The organism is Veillonella sp. S13053-19, assembly GCF_002959835.1.
Classification (GTDB): domain Bacteria; phylum Bacillota; class Negativicutes; order Veillonellales; family Veillonellaceae; genus Veillonella; species Veillonella rogosae.
In genome coordinates this window covers 39,887-52,561 of sequence record NZ_PPDA01000015.1, presented here as the reverse complement: position 1 = coordinate 52,561, position 12,675 = coordinate 39,887, and the positions used below count along the sequence as shown (strand labels likewise).

General features: G+C 35.1%; 13 protein-coding genes and 1 riboswitch. Of the genes, 4 read left to right on the top strand and 9 right to left on the bottom strand.

The window, feature by feature from the left end:
- The first annotated feature begins 41 nt into the window (after nucleotides 1-41).
- Complete coding sequence (locus VEHSUH06_RS09625; protein ID WP_105098715.1) at nucleotides 42-1,295, top strand: PD-(D/E)XK nuclease family protein; 1,254 nt, start codon at nucleotides 42-44, stop codon at nucleotides 1,293-1,295.
- 201 nt (nucleotides 1,296-1,496) lie between these two features.
- Here the strand turns inward: VEHSUH06_RS09625 and VEHSUH06_RS10995 are convergent, their stop codons facing one another.
- A complete protein-coding gene (locus VEHSUH06_RS10995) occupies nucleotides 1,497-1,547 on the bottom strand; it encodes a hypothetical protein (RefSeq protein WP_353511575.1) in 51 nt (16 codons plus the stop codon).
- A 249-nt stretch (nucleotides 1,548-1,796) separates the two neighbouring features.
- Here VEHSUH06_RS10995 and VEHSUH06_RS09620 point away from each other — a divergent pair, with 249 nt between their 5' ends.
- Nucleotides 1,797-3,059, top strand: a complete 1,263-nt coding sequence (locus VEHSUH06_RS09620; RefSeq protein WP_105098714.1) for a hypothetical protein — start codon at nucleotides 1,797-1,799, stop codon at nucleotides 3,057-3,059.
- Between the two features lie 265 nt (nucleotides 3,060-3,324).
- On the opposite strand, the gene VEHSUH06_RS10990 is transcribed toward VEHSUH06_RS09620, so the two are convergent.
- The 3 genes from VEHSUH06_RS10990 to VEHSUH06_RS10985 all read right to left on the bottom strand — a co-directional run bounded on the left by VEHSUH06_RS10990 (nucleotide 3,325) and on the right by VEHSUH06_RS10985 (nucleotide 5,323).
- Nucleotides 3,325-3,375, bottom strand: coding sequence for a hypothetical protein (locus VEHSUH06_RS10990; protein WP_353511575.1), 51 nt, complete (start codon nucleotides 3,373-3,375; stop codon nucleotides 3,325-3,327).
- 241 nt (nucleotides 3,376-3,616) lie between these two features.
- On the bottom strand, nucleotides 3,617-4,828 hold the full coding sequence (locus VEHSUH06_RS09615; protein WP_105098713.1) for an OFA family MFS transporter: 1,212 nt from the start codon (nucleotides 4,826-4,828) through the stop codon (nucleotides 3,617-3,619).
- Nucleotides 4,829-4,915: 87 nt separating this feature from the next.
- Nucleotides 4,916-5,003: riboswitch (ZMP/ZTP riboswitch) on the bottom strand.
- Nucleotides 5,004-5,272: 269 nt separating this feature from the next.
- Nucleotides 5,273-5,323: a hypothetical protein gene (locus tag VEHSUH06_RS10985; RefSeq protein ID WP_370397698.1), complete on the bottom strand. Its 51-nt coding sequence runs from the start codon at nucleotides 5,321-5,323 to the stop codon at nucleotides 5,273-5,275.
- Nucleotides 5,324-5,564: 241 nt separating this feature from the next.
- Here VEHSUH06_RS10985 and VEHSUH06_RS09610 point away from each other — a divergent pair, with 241 nt between their 5' ends.
- Complete coding sequence (locus VEHSUH06_RS09610) at nucleotides 5,565-6,854, top strand: hypothetical protein (protein WP_105098712.1); 1,290 nt, start codon at nucleotides 5,565-5,567, stop codon at nucleotides 6,852-6,854.
- A 241-nt stretch (nucleotides 6,855-7,095) separates the two neighbouring features.
- Here VEHSUH06_RS09610 and VEHSUH06_RS10980 read toward each other — a convergent pair whose 3' ends face one another.
- Nucleotides 7,096-7,146, bottom strand: a complete 51-nt coding sequence (locus tag VEHSUH06_RS10980) for a hypothetical protein (RefSeq protein WP_353511575.1) — start codon at nucleotides 7,144-7,146, stop codon at nucleotides 7,096-7,098.
- 252 nt (nucleotides 7,147-7,398) lie between these two features.
- On the opposite strand from VEHSUH06_RS10980, the gene VEHSUH06_RS09605 reads away from it, so the two are divergent.
- Entirely contained in the window at nucleotides 7,399-7,995 is a 597-nt protein-coding gene (locus tag VEHSUH06_RS09605) for a hypothetical protein (protein WP_105098711.1), read from the top strand.
- Nucleotides 7,996-8,116: 121 nt separating this feature from the next.
- Here the strand turns inward: VEHSUH06_RS09605 and VEHSUH06_RS09600 are convergent, their stop codons facing one another.
- From VEHSUH06_RS09600 to VEHSUH06_RS09585, 4 genes are all read right to left on the bottom strand, one after another.
- A complete protein-coding gene (locus VEHSUH06_RS09600) occupies nucleotides 8,117-9,349 on the bottom strand; it encodes a threonine/serine exporter ThrE family protein (RefSeq protein ID WP_105098710.1) in 1,233 nt (410 codons plus the stop codon).
- 14 nt (nucleotides 9,350-9,363) lie between these two features.
- Nucleotides 9,364-10,767, bottom strand: coding sequence for a hypothetical protein (locus VEHSUH06_RS09595; protein WP_105098709.1), 1,404 nt, complete (start codon nucleotides 10,765-10,767; stop codon nucleotides 9,364-9,366).
- A gap of 247 nt (nucleotides 10,768-11,014) precedes the next feature.
- Complete coding sequence (locus VEHSUH06_RS09590; protein WP_105098708.1) at nucleotides 11,015-11,626, bottom strand: acetate uptake transporter family protein; 612 nt, start codon at nucleotides 11,624-11,626, stop codon at nucleotides 11,015-11,017.
- 347 nt (nucleotides 11,627-11,973) lie between these two features.
- Complete coding sequence (locus VEHSUH06_RS09585; protein ID WP_105098707.1) at nucleotides 11,974-12,633, bottom strand: HAD family hydrolase; 660 nt, start codon at nucleotides 12,631-12,633, stop codon at nucleotides 11,974-11,976.
- Nucleotides 12,634-12,675 lie beyond the last annotated feature (42 nt).

The window sequence follows — 12,675 nt, the reverse complement described above, 5'->3', positions numbered from 1 at the left end:
GGATATTAAATGATCTTTGGCTATAAATGTTAGAGGTTATTATGAATAACATTTTTTCTTTTGCCACAGGTGAGTTATCTCAAGATGCTTTTATTTGCTGGTGTCTTAATTGGATTAATGAACCAGATAATTTAACTACTCATAAATATCGTCAACTGGGCTTAAATCTACTATCTAAATTAACAGAAAATCTAGCTATCAGTAATGTGCTTTCAAGGATAGACGTTAAATCAATAGATAAAGTAATCTTGGTACAGCAAGTTTTAAATATTGATGTGCTAGCAATTATTCCTCAACATAAGCTAGCCATTATTATTGAAGACAAAACAAATACTAGTGAACATGGTAATCAAATTAAATTTTATAGAGAGTCTCTTGATGATGTTTTTAAAAATAAGAAACCTTGGAATGCTTATAATAAATTAGAAAAAGCTTTTAAGTCAGTAAACCTTAATATAGACCATGCTGATATAGCAAAATATCATATTCATACGGTCTATTTTAAGACAGGATACTACTTTGATTATGATTGGCAAGTGGCTCATAGCGATTCGGTGGATAATTATTTAACTGGTCCTATGTTTTGGGATATCTTAAAAAATTATGACGACTGTGAAAGTGATATTTTAAGAGGCTATTGTGAGCACTTAAAAAATCAACTAGATTGGTATCAAGCTGTATCTAAGATTGATGGGAAATATGATGATGAAGACTGTCATTATATTAAGTGGGAACATATTACGCAGCATGGTTTTTTACAGGTTTTATTTGATAATGAAAGCTTGGATGGAACTTGGTTATGGAAAGATATGAGTACATATCCTAATCAATATAGTACCGGTACAAATCAGGGAGGCAGCCCGTGGACTAACCGTCGTTTTTGGAGTCGACCAGAATCAGATGCTATATGGTCTAGTCCTCCAACTAGCTTTAAGCCTTGGATGTTTTGGCGCGTAGATCATGACTCAAAAGGGTTATATTTATCACTGCGATATTATAATAATGACTCAAGCGAAGCTGGAAAGGTATTACGTAAAAAGGTATATGCTCAACTTAATACTATGATTAATGAAACCATTTTGAATGAATTGGAGACATTAAGTAGTGCTTATAATCAATGTGTCATTAGACCTCGACATGGCAACTATTATGAAAATACTTTGATTCATATTGGTATCGAACCTGTGTTAGCATCTTGGGATGAAAATAAAGGACAACCGTTTATTAAGTGGGTACGAGATATTGATTGTAAGCTAAGAGAAACTATTGAAGCTTTTGATTGGGAAAAGTTTTAAGTTATAACAATCAAACAGGGAAAGAAATCATAAGATTTCTTTCCCTGTTTAGATATGATATAATTTATATCAAAGTGAGGCATAAATGGTTTCGACGCCAGACTTCGCTTCTAGTGTTTTAAATTGAAGAAACGGTCTGACTTCTATGTCGGGCCTTTTTTCATGCCACTATTAGAAAGCTAGCTTTCAGCTAGAGGTCAATCACTTTGCTGCCATGATAATGGTCGCCACAAGTATGCCAAAGGAAATCATGAGCGATAACACTTTGTATGTACTCATATTGATCACCGCCAATCCTCGAGTTGATTAGCAAAGGCTGGACCCATTTAGAGGCCTCAAGTTCAATATAGTGCCGTCAATAATAAAAGTAAATAGATAAGAGGTTCCTAATAGTCACATAGGTGACCAATAGGAACCTTTTTCGTTTTGTAATCGTATTCATAATTGTGTTCTTATTATGTTACAATACAGTTAAAATTACTATTTTGTGGAGAGCTGTATATGTTAAAACGATTATTATTAAGTGCTATTGCATTGAGTTCAATTTGTGTATCTTGTCATGCTATAGATGTAGACCTACCTGGTGCAAACTCCAAAATACCTGAAGATGAGTATAAAGATTATGTATATCTTAGTCCTAAAATCGCATTGGAGCAAATTGCTAGTACACAGGCTATAATTAATCAAATTAAAGCTGATGGTACTTTTGAAAAATTAAAAGAATGGCGTAAGATATCTGATGATGCTGAATTGGAGAAAACGTTACGCCATGATTTTAAGCAGTTTATGACGCCAATAGATGGACAAACAGAAATAATAGAACATACAGAAAATAGTGGGATACAGTTCACAGTTCCATTTTCAAGTATATTTAAGATTCAAAATAGTGAACATAACTATACCTTAGAAGGTCTTACTGGCAGTACATATGTCGCTAGAGATTATAATGTTGTTGAAAAAGGTGGTTCTGAAAGAACATTTATTTATAAAAAATTAGATAATACAAAATATTGGAATCTAAACGTTACTAATTTGGATAAATCAAATCAAGGTACTATAGTAGGCATTACTTTTACAAGCAAAGATAATCCTAATACTAGTCATAGTATTGGTACGTATGTTGCAGGATCTGAATCAGAGTCAGAACGTAATATAAAAGCCAATAGAATTCTTGCAAATTATGTATTGCCTTCGGTACGTTCCTTGAATAGACTTAACGAATTTTCTACCATTACGATGTCGAAGAATTTACAGTATCGGATACTAAATGGTTCAACTCGTACAGAATCGACAGATAAGGACAGTATATATGGATCTAAATCTTATACTGTAATGCATAAAGGACCACATGGAGTAAATCAAGTCCTTCAGATGATTCCACTACATGATAAGCAACAGCATTTTTTATTGAATGCCAAACCAGATGATCCATATAACTTTGAGACCCATATTGAGTATATTAATTCTTTATATGGTCATACCTTAAATAAAGAGATTAGATTGTCTCGGATTAGTAAAAGCTTTGTCTGGTTTGATGGTATTCCGGGGTTATTATTGGATTATGAATTATCTAATGGAGAGGGTAGATTAGAATTTATAACACGCGATAAAGACTATGAATATCGTCATATTGTTTTATATCGAGTAAATGGCTATTATACTTTGGAGCAACTAAAAAATATGTTGTTAGATGTCAATTTGTTAAATACTGGAGATATGTATAATAGAGATATTAACTTATTTAATCTAAGATTAAAGTCTTAGCTTATCTTGAATTGCAATAAGTAATAAAATAGTAGAGCCTAATAAACATATATATGCCTATTTGGCGCACAATGATAACAGGGAAAGAAATAATACGATTTCTTTCCCTGTTTAGATATGATATAATCTATATCAAAGTGAGGCATAAATGGTTTCGACGCCAGACTTCGCTTCTAGATTTATTGAATTGAAGAAACGGTCTGACTTCTATGTCGGGCCTTTTTTCATGCCCCAATTAGAAAGCTAGCTTTCAGCTAGAGGTCAATCACTTTGCTGCCATGATAATGGTCGCTACAAGTATGCCAAAGGAAATCATTAACGATAACACTTTGAATGTACTCATATTGATTACCGCCAATCTCTAGAAGATTAGCAAAGACTGGACCCATTTAGAGGCCTCAAGTTCAATATAGTGTTGTCAACTATAAAAGTAAATAGATTAGAGGTTCCTAATAGTCACCTGGGTGACCAATAGGAACCTCTTTAGATTTGTAATTAATTCGGGGGATTTTGGTTGTGATAATTCATTTACAATTTTATAGTACTAGAATTAAGTATCAGTTATGCAGTCCTCGTTTGCCATATATTTTTAAGAGTATAGCAATAATTGTATTTAATACGAATAGAAGAGCAAAGCATATTAAGGCTGTAGTATATCCATATCCTGCTTCGTGAAAGTATGATACGAGCATAGGACCAACGATGCCTGCTAATCCCCAAGCAGTCAGAATGCGGCCGTGAATAGTGGAGAGTTGGCGTATGCCATAGAGGTCTGCAAGATATGCTGGCATACAGGCGAATCCGCCGCCATAGCAGGTGATAATGAGAAGAATTAAAACTTGGAATGTTAGAGCATTATTGGTTTCGGCAAGTACGTAGAATGCGATGATTTGTATAATAAAGAATAGTATATAAGTTTGTGCACGGCCAAAGTAGTCGGAGATAGTAGACCACGCAATGCGACCTCCACCATTGAAGATACCGATGATACCAACTAGTGATGCAGCTGCTGCAGGTGTCATACCAATGGTTTCTTGTGCCATAGGGGATGCTAAGGATAGAAGACCTATACCACAGGTAATATTAATAAAGAAAATCCACCAAAGGGCACCAAATTGCCAAGTTTTCATAGCATCATTGGCTAGCATACCATGGTTATGAACGTACATAGTGGATTTATCTTTCGGAGTTCGAGGTGGTTGTTTTGGTTGAGGTGCTTTCAAATAGAGAGAAGAGGCACCCATAAGCACTAGATAGATTACACCGAGGATAATGAAGTTATTTACTAATCCAACTTGAGCTACGAGGAATTGCATAAGTGGTCCTGCAATGAGTGAAGCAAATCCAAAGCCCATAATGGCTAATCCTGTGGCAAATCCTGGGCGATTTGGAAAGTATTTTACGAGCGTAGAAACTGGTGTTATATAACCAATACCTAGTCCGATACCACCGATGATACCATAGAAAAGATAGAGTAAGGTGAGATTATGTATGCTAAGTGCATAGGCTGTACCTAATAGGCCTGCCACCCAGAATAACATTGAAAGAAGTCCGCTTTTCTTAGGACCTATTTTTTCTGCAAAAGATCCTAAAAAGCCTGCAGATAATCCAAGCATCAGAATAGCTAAGGAGAAGGTCCATGTTGTTTGTGACATAGTAAAGCCCATATCTGTCATGATAGGTCGTGTAAGCACGCTCCATGCATACACACTACCGATAGATATATGCAGACCAATGGCAGCTAGAGCAATAAGCCAGCGATTTCTCATAAGAAAACTCCTTTCATATAGGTGAGATGATTAAAACTTTGTACAGTATTATTTGCTACAAGAAAATAAAAAAAGACCGCCTGAACAAAAGCTTGCCCAGACGGTCGGCTATCACACGATGTGTGCTACTGTGCATGTAGTCAATTCTACGAATCCGTCAGCCCAGTAGTAATATAGTATCAGTATATCAATTGATACTATATCTTGTCGATGATATAAGTCACTATCGTATACACCATAAACATTTATAATTGAAAATAGGGAAAGGAATTCTTCGATTCCTTTCTCTATTTAGATATGATATAATTTATATCAAAGTGAGGCATAAATGGTTTGGACGCCAGACTTCGCTTCTAGTAAGAAAAATTGAAGAAACGGTCTGACTTCTATGTCGGGCCTTTTTTCATACCACGATTAGAAAGCTAGCTTTCAGCTAGAGGTCAATCACTTTGCTGCCATGATAATGGTCGCTACAAATATGCCAAAGGAAATCATCAATGATAATACTTTGAATGTACTCATATTGATCACCGCCAATCTCTAGAAGATTAGCAAAGGCTGGACCCATTTAGAGGCCTCAACTTCAATATAGATGTGTAAATAATAAAAGTAAATAGATTAGAGGTTCCTAATAGTCACCTATGTGACCAATAGGAACCTCTTTTGTTATTATTTTATTACTATATGAGTATGTTACAATATACAAAATATAGTTAGTGCTTATTGAGGAGAAATTATGTTTAGAAAATCTTTGTTATTGTGCATTTTAATTGCTGTCCTGTGTTTGAGTGGGTGTGGTAATGCCCAAGAGTTACCAGGCTATAATCCGAAAGTTGTGGGCAATGAAATGTATAAGAATGATTTAATGGATAAGATTCTTAACGAAAGAATCTATAAGGCTATAAGTGTTGGTGGTGATCGTGAAGAAGCGGAGATACTCTTTCGTCTTAATGAAATGACTGCTGATCAACGTAGAAATCTAAATTATTCTATATCGAGGGCTCAATATAATGCTGTAACAGAGGTACATATGCATACTGCAGAAGGGGGGCTGTCTTATACGTTGCCATTTACAGCTTTTAGAGGTGGCACGCAAATGGTTCCACTTCCTGGCATAGCTGGGACTGATGGCTCTCTCTATAGATTTAACCATCCTTTTATTTATACAAGTTTATCTATGGAATCTCGTCCCTATGAAGAAAGTGCACAGTATTTGGGCAAGCCTTATAATACATTGACGCAAAATGATGTACGCTCTGCGTTGAAAGAAAAATGGACAAATATGCAGCAAGATCAATATGATGTATCCAGTATTGATGGTAGTACTTTCAAAAGAGACAATATTATAAATGGACGTTGGAGTACTATGAAAACAAAGGAGACACCTAGTTTTGTGGCCAATGACATTTCTTTTGCTTTGCCGAACGAACCTAATACACAATATGTTATTACTTTATTGGTTAGAGAAGATGGTGAACGGGGAATTGGTAAGCCAGGCATTGAGGATATTATAGCCAATTATCTTGTGCCAACCATTTCTCCATTAGCTCGTTTAAATGAGTCTAGTCATTTTGAAAGTTATAATGACTATTCGTATAGGGTTTTGAATAATGCAGTAGAGGAGAGCACCGGTTCGGATAATATAAAGGTGTATAAAACATCAGGTGGTATTACACAGACTATTAGCGTGCACCCATACGAACATAAAGGTCCGATTTGGGCCAATATGGCAGATATTCTAAGGATTACACAAGCACAGTTAAGACTGAAGCCCAATATGCGTCATGGCAGCCATAAGTATATATGGAATGATGGCGCTCCTGGTGTGTTCATAGTGTTTGAGTATGAAGATGGCACTGGTGAATTACATTTTAGTACTCAAGATGCTCATAATCTGTATATTCATACAATTGATTATAATCGTGCTACAAGTGATTATAATATTGGTTTATTTCATACCATTATTTCCGATGCTAAAATTGCAAATTTAGGAAATACTTATAAAGGTGAAGTGGATTATTTATAATAAAATAGAAGAGTCTAATGAGAATATATATACCTAATCGGCGTAGAATGATAACAGGGAAAGAAATCCTTGGATTCCTTTCCCTGTTTAGATATGATATAATTTATATCAAAGTGAGGCATAAATGGTTTCGGCGCCAGACTTCGCTTCTAGTAATTTAAAATTGAAGAAACGGTCTGACTTCTATGTCGGGCCTTTTTTCATGCCACGATTAGAAAGCTAGCTTTTAGCTAGAGGTCAATCACTTTGCTGCCATGATAATGGTCGCTACAAGTATGCCAAAGGAAATCATTAACGATAACACTTTGAATGTACTCATATTGCTCACCGCCAATCTCTAGAAGATTAGCAAAGGCTGGACCCATTTAGAGGCCTCAACTTCAATATAGTGTTATCAATTATAAAAGTAAATAGATTAGAGGTTCCTAATAGTCACCTAGGTGACCAATAGGAACCTTTTTCGTTTTGTAACTATTATAATGGAATAGATTAATTATGTTACAATACAAATAAGATAATAGTTTTTAGGGAGAGGGAGACTCATATGAAACGTTGTATCACATTACTAAGCTTAGGTTTGTGTTTAGCCGTACCGATGCTTTCACAAGCTAGCGATATAAAACCTGTTATGCATGTTACGAATGTACATAATGGTCAATATGATGCGGCATTAGATGCTATTACAGATATAAAGTTTTATGGACCGTATCAATTCCGAGTATTAAAGAATGCTATCGAAACGCAGGGGGAAACAAAGGACATTGATGGTAGGGTATTTAGAACCTCTGATGGGGTATTTATGCATGTAAAGGCTAGATCTATTGATAAAAGTAGTGCATCCTTAGATAAAGAGGTTAAGAAGATTATTGAAGATAGAACGGTTCCTGAACCTACCATAAAGATGGTATTGCCTGTTAAGCATGATGTAATAGGGGTCAATAATGATGGTGTGCGTAGTTTGCTAGCCGAATTTATGTATGGCTGGCCATTACATAATAGGACGGATATGGTATTAGTTACAGATTATGAAGATACTCGTTACTATTATAATTTGCAGTTTTATAGAGACAAGCTACCTGAAGGTATTCGCATTGAGCAGTTGCGCCAAATGATTATGGATGCGCAGTTTAGTTATAAATAAGTGATATCTAATTAGCACAATATAGTTATAAATAAAAGCGGTTCCTAATGGTCACAGTAGTGACTTATAGGAACCTCTTTTGTCGGGCAAGTAATTTATATGAATTTGTTATAAGGTTATATTATTTATAAGTGTTTTTTGGGATTCGTAGTGGTTTTATATGTTTTACAATTGCGATAGATATAGCAATTGTAAAAGCTATCAAAAAGGATTCTTTTGCGAAGCTAATGGCAATAGTTTCTTGTCCCATTAGCATATAATAAATGGATCGATAAAAGCTGAGCCCTGGTAGTAAAGGGAATAAGCTAGTCATTAGGAAGACTATAGCAGGGCATTTTCGTTTAACTGCCAGTACTCTTGAAGAAATGGCAATGATAAAACCACTGATGAATATGGAGAGCATAACATTAGACTGTAGTGAAGATAATGTTAAAAACAAGAACCATGAGATGAATCCTAATATTGTACAATCGATAAAATGTTGTTTAGCTACACGGAATAAGATTGCAAATGCTGTAGTACCAATACCAGCCATTATACTACGCATAAACATAGAGGTTAAGGAATTAGTATCTAAATTAGAGGTATAAAGAGGAATCATTTGTGTGTTGAAGAGTAGTGATTGTACTACTGCGACCCCTACAGCCATGGAAATACAGGTAAGTAACGCACCCATCATAAGGGTTATTCCTGTATTATAGTTATTCTGGCTATACTCTCTAATCGCATTGACGAAAGGAACTCCGGGAACAATATCAATCATGGCTCCTAGTAATATAACTGATAGGTTGGAGCCTAATTCAAAGTGGATAAAGAGATTACCCAATAAGGCTATTAGAATACTACCTAAAATGGTGATTAATACATCTGAGTTAAGTATTCTTTTAATCGTGCACATATAGACGCCTAATATTAAGCCTATAATACCGGCAATTATAGAGTCTGTTATAGAACTACCAATTGCATAGCTAAAGCCCGAAGCTCCTAACGTATAAGCTACTAATCTCCAAAAAAAAGAATAGTCTGACATGGTATCAATTTGATTAAGTTCACTTTCAATCTCCTCAATAGTAATATTTTTTTGTGTGACACGTCGGGAGAGAGCATTAACAGATTCAATTTTACTGAGGTTAATATCGACTTCAGGAACGTTACAAATACGAGTAATTTCAGTTCCATCAGCTTTCTTAGCAGTTGCAAAAATACCTCTATTGGATACGTAGGCTTCTAAATCTTTAAAATTCATAGCTCGTGCTATGTAGTTCATAGTATCCTCTGTACGACTGATTTCAGCACCACTACTAAGAAGTATTTTTCCAGCTTTTAATATAATTTCTAATTCTACACTGGTCATTATTTCCTCGTTATTCATTTTACTTCATTGTTATTTATATTAGACTTTTTGATAGGTCTACCTTTAGAAGATTCAGTTGATTTTGATTCTTCCTGTTGTTCTTGTAGAATATTGATATTTTGATGTATAACTTCTTCGTCTACTGAGAGATGCTCTTCCACATAGTCTTTTAAGTCTTGAACTGTTTCCGTATTTGAAAGTATCTCTTTTGCTACATCATGAATATCTTCTTTTAGAGCTTTTGTATCTGCTTGACTAATATCACCTAATGTGTGGAATAGTTCACGTTCTTCTTCTGATAGTGTTTTGTGAGGACTATGTTTTTTTAGTGATAAATGGATCATCTTTCTTCGGAAGAGTTTTTCCATAATGATATCTTTACGATCGCGGAGCCAGCCATAAATAAGAATAATTAGGAGTAATAGTCCCATATAACCGAGAATTGGGTAGAGGATACTAATCAAATCTTTAAAACCAAAGAAACTACATATATATCCTATAGTTACTACAAAAATAATAACAATTCTCATTCTTTTTGTGCTGCCGTTGGCAAAACGTCTAGCAATAGAATAAAAAAGAGAGAATGCTGTATTAAAAATAAGTGAAAAGACTGTGATTGCATATATATATGCTAGCCAAGGATGAATTTGATTGGCAATAGCAAGAATCGGCAAATCTGCATCTTTTACTGTATCTAGATTGGCATAAATAGAGATAGCAGCTATAAAAACAACTAATCCGACTAATAGGCCGCCACGAGTGCCACCTTTTTCAGCAATACCAATACGAACAACAGAACCACCTAAAATAAAGGCCATAGAAACAGCTGTCATAGCACATAGAGAATAATAATTAATGACAGAAAACCATACATTGCTTGTGGCTGGTTTGATTGTGTGGGCTATAGTATCTAACGCAGCCCAATCATGACTTTTACCAATAAAAGAGTAACCTGTAATGATGAATATCATTACAATCATAATAGGTGTAAAAACACCTAGAACACTGGTAATTTTATCAAAGTCCATAAATGATACGGTTATGATTAAAAGTGAGCAAATTAATCCGCCAACCCAAAAAGGAAGTCCAAATTGTTGTTCTAAGTTTGATCCTGCACCGGCTATCATAACGAAGCCCATAATAAAACTACCAGCGATTAGTACAAAATCAAGTATTCTTGTAATAATAGGATGGGAAATCTGTGTAAAAACTTCTTCATGATTGTCTGCACGATAGTAGCTCCCTAAAGAAAGCATGATTTTACCAAATGCGGCATTTAATAGACCTAGTAATAGAACACCAACAAGACCTATTTGGCCAAAACTTATAAAATATTGTAGAAGATCTTGTCCACTCGAGAGTCCTGCACCTACAATAACACCTATGTAGGCAAATGCAATTTTCCATGATTGTTGCATTATATTTTCCGCCTTTCAAATACATAACTTAATAATCTAATATTATATCATACTAATGATTCAATTGATGGAAATCTTACTGCCAATCTCTATAAAGTTAGCTAAGAATGGAGCCATTTATAGGCCTCAATTTTAATATAGCTATGTGGAACGTAAAAGTAAATAAATTAGAGGTCCCTAATAGCCACCTAGGTGACCAATAGGAACCTCTTTTATCGTGCAAGTAATTTGTATAGTTGTTAAACTATTACAGAATGCTTTTACCCATAGGGAATACAGTTTTGCCGAATACTTTGTTTACAAGTACAGCACCAGAACCATAGAAGCCCAATAGGGAGATAAATAACTCAGACCATGCTGCAAGAGCGAAGAAGCCTGTTTTGCCGCCTAAGAATAGGTCTGTTGCAAGACCAAAGAATAGGAAACAGATTAAGAACATGATAGCGAATACAACTTTGTTTGTTTTTAAAGATGCAATTGTACCAAAGATAGAGAAGATTAAGAAGCCTACAAAAGCGAATGCCAATTGTGTTACATCAAAACCTTTTTGAATTTCAGGACCAAAGGAGCCCATTTGGATCAACCAAACGCCAGCCATAGCAGACCAGAATAAACCGTAAGCACCGAATACAACAGAGCCGAATGGATTGTTTTTCTTGAAATCAAAATAACTTGCGATTAATTGGGCGATAGAACCTAATAAAACTGCCCAAGGGATAATAACAGATGTTGTTGGACCAGACCAGCCTACGCGGGACGTGGATACTACAAAACATACCACAGCGAGACCAAGTAGTCCAAGACCAGTAGGATCAGCTACATTTTCGCTCATTTCAACTTTTCTTACTTCGTTTTCCATTTGTTTCACAATTCTCCATTAACTAACTACAACTATACAGCCAAATCTTCACGGGTATATGTACTGCCATCTCCAATCAATACTATGTGTACTGAATTGGCAGATAACCTATGTGAAAGTACTGCCTCATAAATGTAACATATATCACATTTTCAAGGCAATAGATTAGAAATAGTATCTATGCGTAAAAAGTATAATGTGAAAGTTGAAATAAATTAGAGAAAATAAAAGAAAACCGCGAAAAATGAGATAAAAAATATTTTAATTCCTATTTTTGTGCGGTTTTAAGATGTAAATCGGTTATTTTATATGAATTTGTTATAGATTAATGATTATAATTTAGGATGTTATTTATTTAAGTTTTCCACAATACTTAAAATATCTTCTGCATTACGTGCGATATGTTGTACACCTAGTTCTTGGTGTAGGGATTCCTCTCTAAAGCCCCATGTAACACCAATGCAAAGTAAGCCAGAGTTTTCTGCTGTTGCTACGTCTACTTCAGAATCACCTATATAGATGGATTCTTCAGGAGTAGAGTTTAACTCTTTTAATGCTTGGAGTACCATATCTGGAGCAGGTTTACGTTGTAAGCCCGGTCTTTCACCGATAGCAATAGGTAAGCGATCGCCAAAATATTCTTTATTTAAAGGTGTAACGCCTTCTTGAATTTTATTAGATACAATAGCTATTTTATATCCTTTTTTACGTAATAGGTCTAGCATGTCTAGAATACCATCATAGGGTGCAGTTGTATCTTTTAAATGCTCTCCATAGTAGGCTTTGAACTCGTCGATATATGATTCTAAATCGCTATCTGCCACAGTACTTGGTAAGCAATGACGCATTAAATAAGCTACAGCATTGCCAAGTTTTGCTTTCACCTCAGCCATAGAGCGCTCAGGAAAATTATGTTTACGCAGTACATAGTTCACGGAATTAAATAAATCTGTAGATGTATCGAGCAATGTGCCGTCACAATCGAAAACGATAGTTGTATATTTCATAAAGGCCTCCAAATATATATATTAATGACTCTATTATAAGAC